Annotated in this window: 20 protein-coding genes; 2 read left to right on the top strand and 18 right to left on the bottom strand. The window is 35.4% G+C overall.

What is annotated here, in order from left to right:
* Positions 1-71: 71 nt before the first annotated feature.
* Positions 72-821 carry a peptidylprolyl isomerase gene (locus N7659_RS02870; RefSeq protein WP_263275722.1) on the top strand — a complete coding sequence of 250 codons (750 nt, stop codon included), beginning with the start codon at positions 72-74 and terminating at the stop codon, positions 819-821.
* A gap of 94 nt (positions 822-915) precedes the next feature.
* On the opposite strand, the gene N7659_RS02865 is transcribed toward N7659_RS02870, so the two are convergent.
* The 12 genes from N7659_RS02865 to N7659_RS02810 form a co-directional block, all read right to left on the bottom strand.
* On the bottom strand, positions 916-1,860 hold the full coding sequence (locus tag N7659_RS02865; protein WP_411575293.1) for a metal ABC transporter substrate-binding lipoprotein: 945 nt from the start codon (positions 1,858-1,860) through the stop codon (positions 916-918).
* 1 nt (position 1,861) lies between these two features.
* Positions 1,862-2,698: a metal ABC transporter permease gene (locus tag N7659_RS02860; RefSeq protein ID WP_263275721.1), complete on the bottom strand. Its 837-nt coding sequence runs from the start codon at positions 2,696-2,698 to the stop codon at positions 1,862-1,864.
* A complete protein-coding gene (locus N7659_RS02855; protein ID WP_263275720.1) occupies positions 2,695-3,423 on the bottom strand; it encodes a metal ABC transporter ATP-binding protein in 729 nt (242 codons plus the stop codon). The genes N7659_RS02860 and N7659_RS02855 overlap by 4 nt, the downstream gene beginning before the upstream one ends.
* Positions 3,424-3,744: 321 nt before the next feature.
* Positions 3,745-5,025 (bottom strand): cell division protein FtsQ/DivIB, encoded by a 1,281-nt coding sequence (locus N7659_RS02850; RefSeq protein ID WP_263275719.1) that lies wholly within the window; start codon positions 5,023-5,025, stop codon positions 3,745-3,747.
* A 1-nt stretch (position 5,026) separates the two neighbouring features.
* Positions 5,027-6,112, bottom strand: coding sequence for a UDP-N-acetylglucosamine--N-acetylmuramyl-(pentapeptide) pyrophosphoryl-undecaprenol N-acetylglucosamine transferase (locus N7659_RS02845; RefSeq protein ID WP_263275718.1), 1,086 nt, complete (start codon positions 6,110-6,112; stop codon positions 5,027-5,029).
* Position 6,113: 1 nt separating this feature from the next.
* Entirely contained in the window at positions 6,114-7,469 is a 1,356-nt protein-coding gene (gene murD, locus N7659_RS02840; RefSeq protein WP_263275717.1) for a UDP-N-acetylmuramoyl-L-alanine--D-glutamate ligase, read from the bottom strand.
* A 123-nt stretch (positions 7,470-7,592) separates the two neighbouring features.
* On the bottom strand, positions 7,593-7,853 hold the full coding sequence (locus N7659_RS02835) for a DUF3165 family protein (protein ID WP_263275716.1): 261 nt from the start codon (positions 7,851-7,853) through the stop codon (positions 7,593-7,595).
* Between the two features lie 25 nt (positions 7,854-7,878).
* Complete coding sequence (typA, locus tag N7659_RS02830) at positions 7,879-9,729, bottom strand: translational GTPase TypA (RefSeq protein WP_263275715.1); 1,851 nt, start codon at positions 9,727-9,729, stop codon at positions 7,879-7,881.
* A 186-nt stretch (positions 9,730-9,915) separates the two neighbouring features.
* Complete coding sequence (locus N7659_RS02825) at positions 9,916-10,308, bottom strand: rhodanese-like domain-containing protein (protein WP_263275714.1); 393 nt, start codon at positions 10,306-10,308, stop codon at positions 9,916-9,918.
* Between the two features lie 9 nt (positions 10,309-10,317).
* Positions 10,318-11,289, bottom strand: a complete 972-nt coding sequence (locus tag N7659_RS02820) for an ROK family glucokinase (RefSeq protein WP_263275713.1) — start codon at positions 11,287-11,289, stop codon at positions 10,318-10,320.
* A complete protein-coding gene (locus N7659_RS02815; protein ID WP_263275712.1) occupies positions 11,279-11,488 on the bottom strand; it encodes a YqgQ family protein in 210 nt (69 codons plus the stop codon). Before N7659_RS02815 ends, N7659_RS02820 begins: the two co-directional genes overlap by 11 nt.
* A 119-nt stretch (positions 11,489-11,607) precedes the next feature.
* Positions 11,608-12,141, bottom strand: coding sequence for a Dps family protein (locus tag N7659_RS02810; RefSeq protein ID WP_263275711.1), 534 nt, complete (start codon positions 12,139-12,141; stop codon positions 11,608-11,610).
* Positions 12,142-12,251: 110 nt separating this feature from the next.
* Here N7659_RS02810 and N7659_RS02805 point away from each other — a divergent pair, with 110 nt between their 5' ends.
* Positions 12,252-12,770 carry a prepilin peptidase gene (locus N7659_RS02805; protein ID WP_263275710.1) on the top strand — a complete coding sequence of 173 codons (519 nt, stop codon included), beginning with the start codon at positions 12,252-12,254 and terminating at the stop codon, positions 12,768-12,770.
* A gap of 306 nt (positions 12,771-13,076) precedes the next feature.
* Here the strand turns inward: N7659_RS02805 and N7659_RS02800 are convergent, their stop codons facing one another.
* The 6 genes from N7659_RS02800 to N7659_RS02775 all read right to left on the bottom strand — a co-directional run bounded on the left by N7659_RS02800 (position 13,077) and on the right by N7659_RS02775 (position 19,311).
* Complete coding sequence (locus N7659_RS02800) at positions 13,077-14,303, bottom strand: dihydrolipoamide acetyltransferase family protein (RefSeq protein ID WP_263275709.1); 1,227 nt, start codon at positions 14,301-14,303, stop codon at positions 13,077-13,079.
* Between the two features lie 14 nt (positions 14,304-14,317).
* Positions 14,318-15,349, bottom strand: coding sequence for an alpha-ketoacid dehydrogenase subunit beta (locus N7659_RS02795; protein WP_263275708.1), 1,032 nt, complete (start codon positions 15,347-15,349; stop codon positions 14,318-14,320).
* Between the two features lie 18 nt (positions 15,350-15,367).
* Positions 15,368-16,291, bottom strand: coding sequence for a thiamine pyrophosphate-dependent dehydrogenase E1 component subunit alpha (locus N7659_RS02790; protein ID WP_411575294.1), 924 nt, complete (start codon positions 16,289-16,291; stop codon positions 15,368-15,370).
* A gap of 180 nt (positions 16,292-16,471) precedes the next feature.
* Positions 16,472-17,812 (bottom strand): dihydrolipoyl dehydrogenase, encoded by a 1,341-nt coding sequence (lpdA, locus tag N7659_RS02785; RefSeq protein WP_263275706.1) that lies wholly within the window; start codon positions 17,810-17,812, stop codon positions 16,472-16,474.
* Positions 17,813-18,120: 308 nt separating this feature from the next.
* Entirely contained in the window at positions 18,121-18,651 is a 531-nt protein-coding gene (locus tag N7659_RS02780) for a VanZ family protein (protein ID WP_411575292.1), read from the bottom strand.
* A 66-nt stretch (positions 18,652-18,717) separates the two neighbouring features.
* The gene (locus tag N7659_RS02775; protein ID WP_263275705.1) at positions 18,718-19,311 is read right to left on the bottom strand and encodes a YutD family protein; all 594 of its coding nucleotides are present in this window, start codon (positions 19,309-19,311) and stop codon (positions 18,718-18,720) included.
* Positions 19,312-19,391: the final 80 nt, after the last annotated feature.

The raw sequence follows: 19,391 nt of genomic DNA, 5'->3' as shown, positions 1-19,391 counted from the left end.
GTTTTTAAGTTTTAGGTAATATCAGATAAATATGGTAAAATAAAAAAAGATTATCATTTGAAGGAGTTCCTATGAAAAAAATTATTCTTTTGGCCCTTGGTTTGCTACTTTTTTTAACTGGTTGCAGTAGTGAAGCAAAAGACACCCAAGAAACAACACAAAAGGATCCAGCTACAGAAAGACTTGAAAAACTCAACAAGGCCGACTTCCCTCAGCTATCAACAACGATTGCTGACAATGAAGCTGCTGTTAAGATTGTCACTTCTAAAGGTGACATCACGATTAAACTCTTTCCAGAACTTGCGCCTTTAGCCGTTGAAAACTTTTTAACACATGCTAAAGAAGGTTATTATGATGGCGTTATCTTTCACCGAGTGATTGATAATTTCATGATTCAAACAGGTGACCCTAAAGGAGATGGTACTGGTGGGGAGTCTATTTGGCAAGGTAAGGATGATAGTATTGACGCAGGCAATGGCTTTGTTAATGAGCCATCTGATTATCTCTATAATATTCGTGGTGCCCTTGCTATGGCTAACGCTGGACCTGACACTAACGGCAGTCAATTTTTTATCAACCAAAACACTTTTGACCAAACATCAAAACTGGACCCAAGGTATTTCCCGAAAAAAATCATTCAAGCCTACTCAAATGGTGGCAATCCGAGTCTAGATTTTCAATACACTGTTTTTGGTCAGGTGATTGAAGGAATGGATGTGGTAGATAGCATCGCTTCTGTTCCGACGGATGATAAGGATAAACCTCATGAGGACATCGTGATTAAAACCATTGAAATCACAAAAGACTATACTTTTAAATAAATGGAAGACACTAAAAAAAGCGTTAGCAATGGCTAGCGCTTTTTAAAGGTATTGTAATTATGTATTAACCTTTATTTTCTTTATTTTTTATTTCTTATTGTCCTAAACCTTCTGCAATTTTGTTAAGGTTCCATTCCATCATCGCATAGTATGAATCACCATCTTCGCCTTCTTCAGCAACAGAGTCTGTGAAGATTTCAGCGTAGATTGGGATATTTGTGTCTTTAGACACAGTTTCCATTGGACGACGGTCTACTGAACTTTCAACAAAGAGAGCTTTTAGGTCTGTTGATCTTAATTTATCTACTAATGTAGTGATTTGTTCAGGTGTTCCTTCTTCTTCTGTGTTGATTTCCCAGATGTAAGCTGATGGGACATTATAAGCTTTTGAGAAGTACTTGAAAGCACCTTCACTTGTAACGATCAACTTGCGATCTTCTGGAATAGCATCAAATGCAGATTTTGCTTCTTTATCTAGTGTTTCTAGTTTTTCAACATAAGCATCTAGATTTTTTTGGTAAGTATCCTTGTTAGCAGGATCTTTTTCCATAAGGTGTTTACCGATGTTCTTAGCGTAGATGATACCATTTTCAAGACTTAACCAAGCATGAGGATCTTCTTTTCCTTCTTCGTTTTCTCCTTCAAGATAAATGATTTCGACACCATCACTGGCTGCAAAATAATCTTCATTTTCTTTTTTACCAGCATTTTCAATCAATTTAGTGAACCAAGCGTTTCCACCTGTTTCAAGATTGATACCATTGTAAAAAATAAGATCTGCATCAGTTGTTTTACGAACATCTTCTGATAAAGGCTCATATTCATGTGGATCTTGACCAATTGGAACAATACTGTGAAGATCTACAAGATCTCCAGCAATGTTTTTAGTCATATCAGCTAAGATAGAGTTTGTAACAACAACACTAATTTTGTCATTAGTATCAGCTGCTTCATCAGCTTTTTTGCTAGTTGAACATCCTACTAAAAGTATAATTGCAACTAAGGCTCCTAAGAAGCCTAAAAATTTTTTATTTATCACGTTAACTTCTTCTCTTTCTAAAAATTTGTTGTTTTGGAGAAATAAAGAAAGAAATAATGAAAATCACTGCGGAAGTCAAGACAATACACGAACCAACGGCAATATTAAAGGTATATCCTAAAAAGATACCAAGAATTGAAGCGCTAGCTCCTAAAGTAGAAGATAGTATTAGCATGTATTTTAGCCTATTTGTATACAAATAAGCTGTCGCTGCAGGTGTAATCAGCATGGCAACAATGAGGATGGTTCCAACACTTTGCATGGCTGTTACCGCTACTAACGTTAAACAAATCATCAAAAGATAATGGTAAAACTGAACATTGACACCAGTTGATTTTGCAAACACTGGGTCAAATGAGGTTAGTTGTAATTCTTTGAAAAAGACAACGATGACTAGTAAAACGATACCAGAAATCAGAATCGTTAACCATTTGTCACTATCTTGAACTGCCAAGATATTCCCAAAAAGGATGTGAAAAAGGTCGGTTGAACTTTTGGCAACACTAACAAGAATAACCCCTAATGCTAAAAAAGCACTGAATGTTATCCCGATAGCCGTATCGCCTTTGAGAGAACTGTTTTCCTTGACAAAGGTGATAATAATGGAGGCTAAAAGTCCGAAAATCGTTGCTCCTAAAAAGAAATTAATCCCTAAAATATAGGACATTGCAACACCTGGTAATACAGCATGTGAGATGGCATCTCCCATGAGCGACATGGATCTTAAAATAATAAAACAACCAACCGCTCCTGACACAATACCAACAACAATAGCTGTCACTAAAGCATTCTGTAAAAAATGATAAGATTGTAATCCATTAATAAAATTTTCAATCATGACTTCACCTCACCTTCAACAATAATTGATTCGCCGTAAGCGGCTTTTAGGTTAGACATAGTGTAAACATCATCAACATCTCCATAGGCAATTAATTCTCTATCAAGAATAATTAATTGGTCGAAATATTGATTGACTTTACTTAAATCATGATGAACAACTAAAATGGTTTTTCCTTCATCTTTTAACATCTTGAGAATATCAACGATGATACTCTCACTGACAGAGTCGATACCAACAAATGGTTCATCTAAAAAGATATAATCTGCTTTTTGGATGAGACATCTTGCAATCAACATTCTTTGGAATTGACCTCCAGAAAGACTATTAATTGGTCTATCTGAAAATTCTTCTAATCCCACTTGTTGAAGAGCTGTTGCGACTTCTTGCCAATCTGATTTAGAAAGGTATTTGAATAATCCTATTTTTTTATATAAGCCAAGTCCCACACACTCTTTAACCGTCATGGGGAAGCTTAAATCAATTTGACTTTTTTGTTCTACATAAGCTATTTTCTTTAAAACTTGCGCGCTATCTTGTCCGTCTAGTTTGGTATGCCCTCCGTGTTCTACAAGATTTAACATCGCCTTCATCATTGTTGATTTGCCAGCCCCATTAGGACCAATAATCCCAATAATGCCTGTTTTATCAATCGTTAATGAAAGATGTTCTAAAGCAAGATCGTTTCCGTCATATGATACGGTCAAATCTTCCATAATTATCATTATTAATCTCCTTAATGAGCTAACAATAATTACAATCACCTCAATTATACCTATCTTTTTAAAAAACGTCAACTTGATGTCACAAAGTGGTTAAAATTGAAGCCTTGTTAATATCGATTAACCTCTTTTTTCTCAAATTCAAATAGCAACTTTCTTCTCTGTTTAAAGGATAGAGAAAAAGGCTAAAACATGGTGTTTAGCCTTTACTTTTGGTGTTTTATTGATAGTAGTGTTGAGTTGTAACACTAATAAGCTGATAGGGTGGCTTTTCTTATTTCATCAACTCTAAAATTTGTGAAATAAGTGGTTTTTCTAATCTTTTTATTCACTAACTTCTGAGTTGGTTGGCTCTGTCGTTGGAGCTAATTCTTCTGAAACAGGAGCTTCTTCACTACTTTGATTGTTAGCAGCCTCTTTGGCTTCTTCTGCTGCCTTTTCTTCTTCTTTTTTAGCAATATTTTCTGCTTTAATTTGATCTGAAAGTATTTCTAATTGTTCACTTGTTGCATAAACCCCAACTTCCATATCAATAATACTACCAACAGGGACTTGTTGTGCAATTTCAGAATATAAAGGCATTTTAACCTCTAACTGTGACAAAGGAACTCTGACATTATTTCCATCTCTCATTTGGATATTAAGAAGGTCTTTTGTGGTTGTTGAGTTGGCTAAACGGATGGATACCATGCTATCAACAATCTCTCTGTCTAATGTCATTAATTCTTTAACTAGTAAGGAAACATCTTCTTGTTGGAGAAGTTCAATCAACAAAAACTCCTCAGGCATTTGAGCTTTGGTAATCGTTGGCATTATCTTTCCAGTCTCTAATATCGGTTGAAAACCAGCCTCAATTTGCTGATAAGCAACAATGCGATATTCTGAGACAGTTATCCTAAACTGGTTAGGAAATTGATAGCTGATATTGGCACTTTTAACCCATGGATCACCATTAACAACAGCTTGTTCAAACTGCTTTTTATTGGTGATTAAAGATAAGATATAATCACTATCTTTGATGCCAGAAGCAGCATAAACCGTTTCCTCATTGGTATGAGTCATACCTGCTACAGAAATTTGTTTGTCCTTGCTATATGGCGTAATCATAAAAATGGAAAATAATAAAAGAATTGAAAAACCGATTAAAATTGGTAAAGCCTTTTTTAATTTTTCATCTAAAACAAAGGGTTTTTTAGGGAGAGTGTTAGGTCTATTTTCTTCTAATTCTTTTATTTGAACATTATCTTTTTTAACGGGAAGAGTGACCTTTACATCCTCTTTAGAATTCTCTTCTTCTATCGAAGTTTCTTCTTTTTGAGCAACCTCTTCTTCATCAACCTCTTCGTTTGAAGAATTTTCTTCAGAAAGAACTTCTTTGTCATCAGAAACTTTTTGAGACTGCTCTTCTTCTTGTTCTTGTTCTTTTTCCTGTTGTCGTTTTAGCTTGGCTTTTTCTATCTCTTCTTTCTTTTTTTGTAGTTCGCGTTCTTGTTTTTCTTGTTCTAATTTTTCTTTTTCTTGTTTACGCTTTTGAAATTCAAGATTTTTTTTCTGCCATTCTGTTAAAACGTCCTCTTTCTTAGAGGGTTCTTGTTTATTTGACATGCTATCTTCCTTTAGTTTTTTCTGATATGTCTTGCATTAAAATATGATAAAAATCTTCAACTGATGTTGTTTCATTACTAGCTTTCATAGTTTCCACAAAGGTTTCTTGATGGGCTAAAAGAAACTCTACTTGTTCATAAAAAGTTTTTTCAGACAACTGATTTTCTGCCAATTGTAGAGCATATCCTTTATTTTCAAAATAAGAAGCATTTTCCAATTGGTCGCCACGACTAGCTTCTTTACCAAGAGGAATAATAAGATGTGGTTTTTTCATTGCTAAAAGTTCAAAAATAGTATTAGAACCACCTCTTGTTACCACAAGATCTGCCATTGCCATCAGGCTTTGATAAGTATCTGTCACATAATCTATGCGATAAAGATTTTTCTTTAATTGATTAAGTGTTTTATCACCAGAAATATTAATAATATTATAGTGTTTGGTTAATTCTTCTTGATGTGCTGTGATGAAATCATTAAAGACTCTGGCACCAGCAGAACCTCCGATAAATAACAGTGTCTTTAAGTCTGGACTGAACATCTCTTTTACTTCTGTCACTAATTGTGATGGAGATATTTGTGTCTCTTGGGAAATTTTAGTAATCGCTCCAACATGTTTCAATTTTACAGATTGATGTTCTTGTTCAAAAGTGGTATACATCAAAGTTGCTAGTTTATAAGCAATTTTATTGGCTAGACCCATAGACAAATCCGATTCATGAACAAAAATAGGAATGCCGATAAGCTTTGATGCCATGACTGGTGGGACTGAAACAAAGCCCCCCTTAGAAAATAAGGCCTTGGGTTTTATTCTCAATAAAATCACCACGGATTGTAGAATGCCCCAGAAAACTTTGAAAAAATCTGCCAAATTCTGCCAAGAAAAATAACGACGTAGTTTGCCCGTAGCAATACTATGAAAAGTCACTTGATTTTTGAATGGTTGCAATTGTTCAAATTCTACGCCATTTTTATCACCAATATAGTGCACCTCAAAACCATCTTTAATCAACTGTGGGATTAATAATAAATTTAAGGTCACATGGCCGACTGTTCCTCCACCAGTTAAGACTATTTTGGGTTTAGTCATTTCAAACTCCTTTTAATTCGTTAAAAGCTACGATAAATTCATCACCACGCACTTCAAAGTTATCATACATATCCCAGCTAGCATTGGCTGGACTCAGTAAAATAGTATCCCCATTGGTTGCAATGTTAAAAGCTATTTTTGTCGCATCTTTGACGTCTTTTGCTTGCACATAAGGGATATTTGCTTTTTGTGCTGCCTTTATCATGCGAGGGGCTGACTCCCCAATTAAAATCATGACTTTTAAGCCAGTGATATCTTCTACTAGATCATCAAACTCATTACCACGGTCTAAACCACCAGCAATAAGAAGAACTTTTTCATTGTTAAAGCCAGAAAGAGCTTTTTTTGTTGCTAAGATATTGGTTGATTTGCTGTCATTATAAAAAGAGATACCTTCAATGCTACCAACAGACTGTAAACGATGTTTGACACCACTAAAATGCGATAAGGCTGTGACAATCGTTTGAGTTGGCACTTCAAGTATTTTAGCAACAGCAATAGTTGCTAAAGCATTTTCAACATTATGCAAGCCTGGAACGCCTAGTTGGTCAACTGACATGATTTTTTCTGTACGAAAATAAAGACTATCTTCTTTCAGATAAGCCCCATCAACTATTTCTTGCGTTGAAAAAGGAACCACCTTTGCTTTTGTGGTATCAGCCAATGTTTTTAGTAAGTCTTGATTAACATTTAAAACGAGAAAATCAGAAGCTGTCATCTCTTTTTGAATAGCCCATTTGGCTTTAACATAATCATCAAAAGAACCATGATAGTCCAAATGCGTCGGCATAATATTTGTCATCACAGCAATATGAGGTTTAAACTCTTTAATCCCCATCAACTGAAAACTCGATAATTCCATGACTAAAATATCATCTTTTGAAACTGATTGTGCCACTTCACTGGCTGGAAAACCAATATTTCCAGACAGATAAGGCGATTGACCCGCTGCTTTTAAAACCTGTTCAATCATTGTTGTTGTGGTGGTCTTCCCGTTTGAACCTGTAATACCAACAATTGGAGCTTCTGAAATTAAATAAGCCAGTTCAACCTCAGTATAGATAGGAATTTCTTTACTCATTGCTAGTTGAATCATAGGATTAGCATAAGGAATCCCAGGATTTTTAACGATAAGACTAAAATCCTCATCTAATAATGCTAAAGGATGATGACCAGTAATCACCCTAATACCTTCTTCTAAAAGAGATTTGGCGCTAGGGTTGTCCTCAAGAGGCTTAGCATCATTAACAGTGACAATGGCTCCTAATTTTACTAACAAACGTGCTGCTGCTTCTCCAGAACGAGCCAAGCCCAAGACTAAAACTTTCTTATTTTTAAATTGCGATAGTTGTTTCATTTTTCTTTCCCATTCATTCTTGACGTTGTTTCTATTTTACCTTTAATCAGCTACTTTTTCAACACTTATCAGATAAGCAAAACTAACTGTTTTGTTCTTATATTAGACAGATTAAAAAGATAGCTATGGGCTATCTTTTGTTTCTATTTTACTTGACAATTTAACCACATCTTTGACGATGTAAAAACCAGCAATCAGCATGCCTAAAATCACATAGATTTCTGGTGGTGATTCCATCAGTTTAATCGCACCCATTCCTATGACAAAGACAGCAAAAGAAATAATCGCAACGATCATAATCATATTCATAGTGTTTTTTATCGTCTTGGAAGCGACAAATAGGTAATACAAAACAATCAAAATAGCAATGATTAAGTAAAACATCTATTTCTCCTCCCAAATGATGATATTATTCTTCTGATTCTGAATTTTTCTTCTTTTTAGAAGCTTTGGCACGAAGGTTTTTATCAAGAATTTGTTTACGAAGACGAATAGACTCTGGTGTGACTTCCATGTATTCATCATCATTTAAAAATTCTAATGACTCTTCGAGGGTTAAAATACGTGGTGTTTTAATAACAGATGTTTGATCTTTAGTGGCTGAACGAACATTTGTCATTTGTTTTGCTTTGGTAATGTTAACAGTTAGGTCATTATCACGAGAATTCTCTCCGATAATCATCCCTTCATAGACTTCTGTCCCAGGATTGACAAAGATAGTACCACGTTCTTCAATAGCCATGATAGAGTATGTTGTTGCTTTACCTGCATCAATAGAGACAAGTGCACCGCGATGACGGCCACCAATTTCAGCACGAACAAATGGCATGTAACTGTCAAAGGTATGGTTCATGATACCATAACCACGTGTCATTGATAGAAATTCTGTTGTGTAACCAATCAATCCTCTAGCTGGTACCAAGAAAATCAAACGTGTTTGACCATTTCCTGTTGACTGCATATCAATCATTTCACCTTTACGTTCTGATAATGATTGAATGACTGATCCTTGGTATTCTTCTGGCGTGTCAATTTGCACGCGCTCAAACGGTTCCATCTTAACACCATCAACTTCTTTGATGATAACTTCTGGACGTGACACTTGTAGCTCATAACCTTCACGTCTCATAGTTTCAATTAAGATTGATAAATGCAATTCACCACGTCCTGAAACCGTCCATTTGTCTGGAGAATCAGTTGGGTCAACACGAAGAGAAACGTCAGTTTGTAATTCTGCTAGTAAACGCTCTTCTACTTTACGCGAAGTGACAAATTTTCCTTCACGTCCTGCAAAAGGAGAATTGTTTACCAAAAAGGTCATTTGTAGAGTTGGTTCATCGATATGAAGAACAGGTAACGGTTCGACAACATCAGTTGGTGTCACTGTTTCACCAACGAAAATATCTTCCATTCCTGAAACGGCAATCAAATCACCAGCTTTTGCTTCTTTGATTTCACGACGTTCTAAGCCAAAGAAACCAAATAGTTTTGTTACTCTGAAGTTTTTCGTGGTGCCATCTAATTTTGATAGGGTAACTTGATCACCGACTTTTACACTACCTCTAAAGACACGACCAATCCCAATACGACCAACAAAATCATTATAATCTAGTAGGGATACTTGAAATTGTAATGGCTCATCAGAATTATCTATTGGAGCTGGAATGTGTTCAATAATGGTATCAAACACTGGCGCCATTGTTTTTTCTTGGGCATTAGGGTCATCTGATAACGATGATGTTCCATTAATCGCTGAAGCATAAACAACAGGGAAATCAAGTTGCTCATTATCAGCACCAAGTTCGATAAACAACTCTAAAACTTCATCAACAACTTCTGCTGGACGAGCGGATGGTTTATCAATTTTGTTAACAACGACAATCGGAATGAGGTCTTGCTCCAACGCTTTTTTCAAAACAAAACGTGTTTGAGGCATCGTACCTTCATAGGCATCGACAACCAAAACAACACCATCAACCATTTTCATGATACGTTCCACTTCTCCACCAAAGTCGGCATGCCCTGGGGTATCCATGATGTTGATACGTGTGTCATTGTATAAAACAGCTGTGTTTTTGGCTAGGATAGTAATCCCACGCTCTTTTTCAATATCATTTGAATCCATTGCGCGTTCATCTAGAGTTGTTCTAGCATCTAGTGTTTTTGATTGTTTTAACAATTCGTCAACAAGTGTCGTTTTCCCATGGTCAACGTGGGCAATAATAGCAATGTTACGAATGTCTTCTCTTAATTTGGTCATATAATCCTCTGTATCTTTTAATTTCAACTTATGAATTATAACATAATTTCACTCAAATAACAGTGATAAGGTCGTTGTAAATGTTTTCAGAAACCATAAAACTTCTTTTAAATCCTTTTTTGGGCTTAAAAAAATTAAAAAAAAAGAGAGTTATACTCTCTCGTTTTTAATGATTTCTTAGTTATTTTAACCTTTTTTCTTTTTACCATCCCAGTAATCATAACCAAATTTCAAGACATAAATCTCTTGGTAACCTGCTTTTTTTAATTCGATAACCGCGCGACCCACACCTTTACTACGATTACTATCATATAATAAAACGGGCTTGTCTTTTCTTAAGGCTGACAAAGAGGTTTTAAATTGACCTATCGGGAAATTTCTAGCTCCTAAGATATGCTCACGTTTAAAAACAGAAGGTTCTCTAATATCAATCAGTTGTCCTGTTCTCATCAAAGCAGCAAATTCTTCATTTTCAATAAATTTAGAGGCTTTTCTAATTCTAAAGTAGTTCCAAATGGTCCAGCCAATAAAACCGATTACCCCAATCCAAAGTATAATTGTTACAATATTATTGTCCATAACTCTCCTTTAATTTTCCTTTAATTGACTAGCTAGGCTAGCAGCACCAATAATGCCAGCATCATTTCCAAGCTCAGCCATTTTAATCTTAGTTGATTGTCTCACTTGTGGGAAAGTAAATGTCTCAAAGTATTTTTCAATGCGAGCACGTAAAAATTCTCCGGCTGCAGAGACACCGCCACCAATCACAATACTATCTGGGTTTAAAATATTACTAATATTAGCTGTTGCAAGGCCTAAATAAAAACTCACTTTTTCAACAATACTATTAGCAAAGCCATCGCCATCCTCAGCAGCAACAAAAACATCTTTACTTGTCACTTCTTCACCATTATCAAGCGCAAGCTTAATCTTTGAGTCGCCTTCATAAGCTTCAGCCAATTGGCGCGCTACACGAACAACACCAGTCGCTGAGGCTACTGTCTCAAGGCAACCATGGCTACCACAAGTGCAAAGAAAACCATTGGTAGGCTCAACGATCATATGACCAATTTCACCTCCTGCACCAGCAACACCATGAATGAGCTTCCCGTCAGTGATAATACCACCACCAACTCCCGTTCCAAGAGTCATAAAAACAACATCCGAATGGTTGTTACCAGCTCCAACCCAACGTTCTCCAAGAGCCGCAACATTAGCATCATTATCAATCGCAAAAGGAATACCAATTTCCTTTTCAATCACTGAACCTACTTCTTGGGTCTTTGCCCAGTTAAGATTATAGGCCCCGGTCACCGTTTTCAACTGACGATCAACAGCTCCAGGAGAACCCATACCAATACCAACAAAATCTTCTTTGGTTAGGCCATATAATTCCAAACGATGTTTAATAGAAGCCACAATGTCAGGAACAATATGTTTACCTTCTTCCAAGATATTGGTTTCAATAGCCCATTTTTCTTGAACCTCACCTTCAAGTGTTAAAATACCAAATTTAATAGTGGTTCCACCTAAATCAATTCCTAGTAGCTTATTTGCCATTTTCTTTTTCCTCTTCTATCCTGTGCTCTCGCCTTAAAATCAATTCAGCAATCAGGTAATCTTCTTTTTCAATTAAGCCATTATCATAGAGTCTTTCCAACTCAATTTTCATCATCTCAATATCATAAAGTCTTTTCCCAAGATACACAAAAATCCCAAAATGCTTTAATAGCTGTTGCACATCATAAAGTGTTTTCATACACTGATTCTATCAAAAAGAACCTTTTTTTTCAAGATATGATGCAATCGGTTTCTATAACATATTTTTATAAACAACAAAAAGCCTAGGACATCTATCCTAGACTTTTTTGATTGTCATTATCTAATTCCTGGCTTGTTCCCAAGCTCTGCTTGAAGCATCCACAATGTTTTTTCAGCGTCTGTTTGAGCGGCTACAAATAAATCATTTGACGGATCATCACCTTCTTCATCAGTCACATCTAAACCTACTTGGTAAAGGTTAGCTAAGTAGCTATAAACGTCAACCAAACGTTTCAAGTGATCTTCGATGGTTTTATCAAACGAACCAGGCACTTCTTCTAATTTAGAATTTTCATCAAATTCTTTAAGAGTAGAAAAAGGAGCTCCTCCGATAGTAATCAAACGTTCACTAATTTCATCAAGATGTTCATTTAAACCATCCATTAATTCATCCATTTTTGGATGTAGGTGGAAGAAACCTCTTCCTCTCATATACCAATGAACTTGGTGAACAATAGAAGCTGCTTTAGAAAGGTCTGCGACTGTTTGATTTAAAACAGCCTTTGTTTTAGAATTACTTTCTGTTTCTTCTTTTTTTGTGATATTATGAACGATTGATGCATAAATTTTTTCAACACTAATTGTACTCATTTTTCTCTCCTTATTTAGAATTATTATTATTTACATTCTTATTCTATCGTTTTTTTGATGAAAATGCAACTCATTTGATTATTTTAAACAATTTTTTCGAATAAAGAAATATGACCTATTTCACTAAGCAATTACATCACTGGCAAAAAGGATTAACTACTAAAATAACTAAATCTTTAAAACCAAAAATGAGCTTATTAATGCTATTCACTGGATTAATCATTGCCATCTTAGCCTATAAATGGATGAGTACAACCATCACTAGCACTCATATCGTAATCATTGGTATTAGTTTATTACTCAGTCTTTATGATATTTTTTATCAAGAATATCCTTTAACCATATGGATGATATTGACTTTAAGTACAATAATTTTTTATCCCATAACACTGACTGCTATCATTTTATTTTTACTAGCTCTTTTAGCAGAATTTCGGGATATTAAAATAGGAAGTGGTGATTTGTTTTATCTCAGCACTATCAGTTTAACCATCACCATTTGGCAACTCTCTTGGCTTATTCAACTGGCAAGTTTAATGGGAATAGTAGTCATTTTCTTAAGTCATAACAATAAAAAACCCATTGCCTTTATTCCCTTTTTGACATTGGCTTATTGCCTTGTTTTTTAAATCATAAAAGCTATTATAAAACATCTCTGTTGAACTACCCAAACAGTTGGATAAAAGAAAAAATCTTATAAGACCAATCTCTTGATTTGAACAAGGAGGTTGGTTTTTTGATGATATTAAAAGATTAGTGTCGTGTTAAATGTCATATCGTTTTTGACCATAGTAAAACACTCCTGATTTTATTTTACTAACATTTATCAGAAGTGTTTCTAGAGTCTCATTTTATGGGTGCGATACCCTTAATCATTTACCCTACGTCAAGAACTAAATCTCATTAGTATTGTCATAAGCATTTATTCCTTTTAATTAAAATAGTAGTTGGTAAGGATCTTCTAAATAGTCAATAACACTTGCCAAAAACTCTGCAGCAGGTGCCCCATCAATAATTTGATGGTCAAATGTTAGACTGAGTGGGAGATAAGATTTTTTAATCACTTGATTATTTGAATCTAAATCCAGTTGTTTTTGGCTTTGTCCAACTCCTAAGATAGCAACTTCAGGTGAATTAAGAATCGGAGTGAAATATTCAATACCTGCTGATCCTAGGTTAGTAATTGAAAATGTTGAACCAGAATAAAGGGTTGAAGGAAGTGTGCCTTTACGAGCTTGATTGGACAAATCTTTAATGGACTGACCTAATTCTGATAATGTCATTTTATCAGCATTTTTAATAACTGGTACAACAAGTCCATCATCAAGTGAGGTAGCCATACCAATATGAATTTCCTCGTTGTTAATTAATTGACCATTAGCATACCAAACATTGATATTTGGATGTTCTCTCAATGCTTTAGTAACTGCCTTAGTGAGTAATGTTGTTATGCCAAGTTCACCATTTTCTAATGGTGTTTTGACACGGTCTTTAATTTCTACACGAAAATCAAGTAATGAGGTAATGTCTGCTTTTCTATGTATGGTGAGTTGAGCAGCATTTTGCAAACTAGACATCATTCTTGTTGCAATCGTCTTACGCATGCCCTCTAGACCAGAACCGTAAACATGATCATTTCCGGTTTGAGTTTGTAAGATAGTGTCTGAACTTGGTTTTTCGCTTGGTTTAAAGTTCTCAACATCCCTTCTCGTGACACGCCCATTTCCACCAGTTCCAGGGATTTCTTCAATCCTATAGCCTTTTTCTTTAGCAATTTTCTTTGCCAAAGGGGTAATGAAAATACGATCTGAACCTTTGCCTGCTACTTCTTTGGCTGTCTTAGAGGCTGCTATATCTTTTTCAGTTGATTGTTTTTCAGTTTCTACTTGCGGTTCTTGTTTCTCTTTTGCTGAAACTTCTTCCCCTTCTTGTCCAATGAAAGCTATTGGTTCTTTACATTTGACAGTGTCTCCTTCATAATAAAGAATCTTTAAGACCGTTCCAGATGCTGGACTTTCAACATCACTGGTTAATTTTTCTGAACTAATTTCTAAGATAGGTTGTCCAGTTGAAACAGTATCTCCTTCTTTAACTAACCAATTGTCAATGACACCTTCTGTCATGGTTAGTCCAAGTTTGGGCATTACTACTTCTTTAGCCATAATGTACCTCCCTTCTATGCTTTCAAATCTTCAATGAGTTCAGAAGCAATAGTTAATACTTTTTGAGCATCAGGGATATACATTTGTTCAAGATTTGCAGCAAATGGAACGGGTACATTTGGAGCACAAACACATTTAATTGGACCATCCAAATAATCAAATGCTTCATCTGTAACAACAGAAGCAATATCAGTTGCAGTGTTGTTATGAGGATTAGCTTCATCAACCACAATTAATCGACCAGTTTTCTTAACAGATGCAATAACTGTTTCCTTGTCCCATGGTGCAACTGTTCGAAGATCAATAACTTCAACTGAAATGCCATCTTTTTCAAGTATATCAGCTACTTCGAAAGCAACATATAACATTTTACCAATGGTGACAATTGTTAAGTCCTTCCCTTCTCTTTTTACTTCAGCTTTTCCAATTGGAACAGTATAATAGTCCTCTGGCACATCACCTTTCATACCATATAAGGTTTTATCTTCTGAGAAAATAACGATATTATCGTCTTCAATAGCTGATAATAATAATCCCTTAGCATCATATGGTGTTGCTGGAACAACTACCTTGATTCCAGGAATGGAACCAAAAAGACCATAATATGAACCTGAGTGTTGAGCTGCTGCAGATGCTCCTGCACCATGCATGGTTCTGACAGTCATTGGAACTTTTGCCTTGCCACCAAACATATAACGCATTTTTGAACCTTGCCCTAATAAAGCATCAAAACAAAAACCAAGAAAGTCATTAAACATTAATTCAGGAACGGGTCGTAGACCAGTTAAGGCCATTCCTACAGAGGCAGACATATAACCATGTTCTGAAATTGGGGTATCAATGACGCGATCACGACCATATTTAGGCATCAAGCCTTTAGTGACGCCCATAACACCTCCCCAAGCTTCTTGATTTTCATCTTCAAGGTGATTTACCGTGACACCACCAGCTATATCCTCTCCAAGTAGAACTACAGTGTCATCTTTTGCCATTGCTTGATCAAGTGCTTCATTAATAGCCTTCATAAATAATATTTGTCTAGACATTGTAAATCCTCCTTCATATTATTCTGCAAAGACGTCTTCTAATAAGGATTCTGGTTTAGGAATTGGACTTTCTTGAGCAAATGCAATAGCTGCCTTTATATCGTCTTCAGATTCTTTCTCAATTTCTGAAAGCTCATCTTCTGTGAGTAAGCCTTCTTTCAAAACATAATCCTTGAAAACATCTAAAGCATCTACACCAGCCCAGTCTTTTTCAAGCCCTTCTGGAGCCTTGTATTTCTGTTCATCCCCTTCAAAGTGTCCATAATTACGGTAAGTTACCGCTTCAATTAAAGTTGGACCTTGACCACTGCGAGCGCGTTCAATAGCATCTTTAGCAACTTCATAAACAGCAAATAAATCTTTACCATTGACACGCACGCCAGGCATATTATATGCTAAAGCTCTTTCAGCAATGGTTGGGGAACCAGATGAATACCATTGAGGTGTTGATTCGGCAAAGATGTTGTTTTCATTAACGAAGACAACAGGAAGTTTCCAAATAGAGGCCATATTCAAACATTCATGGAAGTTTCCTTCATTAGCAGCACCATCGCCAAAGAAACATACTGCTACACTATCAGTTTTCAGATATTTATTTCGCATGGCAGCTCCGATAGCTAATCCAAAACCGCCACCAACCATACCGTTGGCTCCTAGAATTCCCTTATCTAAATCAGCAATATGCATGGAGCCACCTTTACCTTTTCCGAGACCAGTAGATTTACCAAAAATCTCTGCCATCATCCCTTTAAGGTCTCCACCTTTTGCCACGCAATGACCATGTCCTCTGTGTGTTGAAGTAATATAATCTTCATCTGTTAGATTGGCACAAACACCGGTAGCAATAGCTTCCTCACCAGCATATAAGTGAACAAATCCTGGAATGTCCCCTGCTGCAAAAAAGCGCCGTGCACTCTCTTCAAAATTGCGAATATCCCACATGGACTTGTATATGGATTTCAATTTTTCTTTTGGGATATCTCCTACTGGTAAATCCTCAACAGTTTTAATGGTAACATCAAATGTTTCAAACGTATTCAGTTGACGTTTTGACGCCATCAACTCTTTTGCTAAGTCTTGATAATGTGACATCATAAATCCTCCTTCACAAATACTCTAGATTTATTGGGTAACGACATTTTTTGAGACTTCTTGAATAAGTTCTGAGACTGTAGGGTGAGCAAAGATAGATTCAACGACCTGGTCGTAAGTAGCTTCAGCATCTTTCAAAAGAATGAGACTCTGCAACAAATCCGTGCTATGAGGTCCAACAATAACAGCTCCTAAAATTTGATGGTATTTTTTCTCTGAAATCAGTTTGACAAATCCTTTCGTTTCATTTGAAGCAATAGCTCGACCATTGTAAGAAAAAGGAAGTACCTTAACAATTGGATCATAGCCAGCTTCTTTGGCTTCTGCTTCTGATAAACCAAAAGAGGCTACTTCAGGATTGGTATATAACGCTCTGGGAACTGATGTTTGATCAAGTACTTCCTCGGCATTTCTTAAAATGGCTTTAACAGCCTTGATGCCTTCTTTACTAGCAACATGAGCCAACATATACGATTCAATGAGATCGCCAATAGCATAGACTCCTGCCTGAGAGGTTTCATAATAATCGTCCACTTTTACAAATTGTCGACTGGTCAACTCTAGACCCATTGCTTTTGCTAAATCAAGATTGGGTTTACGTCCTGTCGCAATCAGTAAATGGCTATAAGTAATTTCTTTAGACTCTAAAAGTACTTTATCTTTTGTAATCGATTGAATTTTGGCACGCTCAAAAATCTTAACACCCAAATGGGATGTTAATTCTTTTTTGATGATTTTACGAGCAGCTTCATCCTCTGTTAATAAAATTTCTGGAGCTACTTCAACAACTGTTACATCAATACCAAGTGGCGCCATAGCAAAGGCTAACTCGATAGCAATAACACCACCACCTATAATAACCAATTTTTGCGGTAATTCTTTTAAATCAAAAAAAGTATCTGTTGTTAGATAGGAAACCTTATCAATACCATTGATTGGTGGAATAAAGGGATGGCTACCTGTTGCTAAGATAATGTTTTTTCCTGAAAACAGTTGATTATTGACTTTAAACTGTTTGTCTTTGACAAATTCAGCGTCTCCTTCAATAAAATCGATGCCCAAGCCTTTGAAGGTTGAATGAATCCCTGCTTGTAAAGTTGATACTACTTGATTTTTACGATCAACTAACTTTGAAAAATCAATCCTCCTTATCTCTGAATGAATACCAAATTGCTCGGCTTCTTTAAATGTTTGAAGCCAGTGACTGTGTTGTAAATAGGTTTTTGACGGAATACAGCCTACGTTTAAACAAGTACCGCCTATTTTAGAGCGCTCAATAACGGCTACCTTTTTCCCGTTTTTAGCTGCTTCTTCTGCTGCTACATAACCACCTGGTCCTGCACCTATAATTAAAATGTCATATTGTTTCACTTTTTCACTCCTTTCTTAAAGTAGCAAAAAATTAGAAAACGTTTTCATCAATCTAATTATATCATTCTAAAATAGAAATTCAAAAAAATAGCTCAAATTGTTAAGTCGATAGTATCAAATTGTTCACCTCATATAGTCACTATATCTTTGGTATTTGAGGTAGCTAAAATAGTTGTTTGGTAGATTGAGAGCCGTGTATTTCCATTCCTTCTTAATGTTTAGATTTCTAGTTTATTGTCATCACTTAATTTCATAAGAAAAACACCCCATTCGTTAGATTTTTTGTCCAACTTTTGGGGTGCAGTTCATTAAAACAGAGGTTTTTTATGACGTTGATGCTGATGTTTCATCCATTTGTAAGTCAGTAGAGCTAATAAACCACCAAGGGTATTGGTCCATAGATCATCGATTTCAAAAACACGATTGGCATCAATTAAAATATCTAAAAGGATTTGAGTCAATTCAATCCCTAAACTGAGTAGAAAACTAAGTAGAACTATTTTTTTAACTTTTCTTATTTTAGGGAACAAGAATAAAAGACCCAAAACGAGTGGGTAGAGTAAGAAAACATTGGTAACATTTTGAAAAATAATCCAAAGAAATTCCCAAATATTATTGGCTTGGCTCGCATTAATCAATGAATTAAAAGGTGTTAAAAGAACAACAACACGGCCATAATGTTCTATTCCAGGTGTTTCAAAACCTGAAATATCGATTTGAGGGGTAAAACAAAGAAGTCCAACAATAAGACTATAAAGTCCTACCAAAAAGAACATCAGAAAACGATAGTTAGGTTTTAAATTAAAATGCCGATCAAATCCTTTTCTAAAAAACGTCATGTTATCTCCTTTTTAGAGTTGTTTGATGTCTAAAACCACTGACTTTAGTCAGTGGTTTTTAACGAGTTATTCACGTTCATTCTTTTTACGAATCACAAAATTTTGATTCTGTTGCGTGATAGATTTTTCTGACTTTAGTTTGCTAGTTGGTTTTTTACTTGTTTTTTGCTTTTTCTTAAAGTCATTTCGCTTATTTTTTTCAACTGATGGATTAGTATTCTTTTCAGATGATGATTTTTGCGAATGATTATTATGCTTACGTCTTGGTCGACGTTTTCTAGGACGTCCTTTGAATTCTTCTTTAGGCATCTCTTTTGGTTCTTTATTTTCTAAAACAAAATAAGCACAACCAAAACTACAATACTCTTTTAAATAGTCTTCTAAGCGACTAATTTTCAAAGAATTGGTCGTCTTCTTATCATCTTTATAAAAACCTTTTAGACGAAGTTGGTCGCTCGCCCAGTCGCCAACAATATAGTCATATTTCAACATTAATTCTGAAAAACGTTGGCTAAAACTGGTTGTGTCAAAAGCATTTTTGAAATTTTCAAGCATGGTAAACTGAATCTCATCTGATTTCACGATATTATCAAATGACACAAATTGAGGACCGGGAAATTTATTGTAATTAAATAATTCAGGGTCTACTTCTTTTCTCATAATCTTCCTTTCGTTTTAATTTTTGTAGGTCATTTTTAACGCTATTATTTAAGGATAATTTATTTTTCTTAACCTAATCA

Source organism: Streptococcus sp. CSL10205-OR2 (assembly GCF_025660655.1).
GTDB lineage: Bacteria > Bacillota > Bacilli > Lactobacillales > Streptococcaceae > Streptococcus.
The sequence above is the reverse complement of the archived record's forward strand: the minus strand, read 5'-3'. Positions and strand labels throughout refer to the sequence as shown.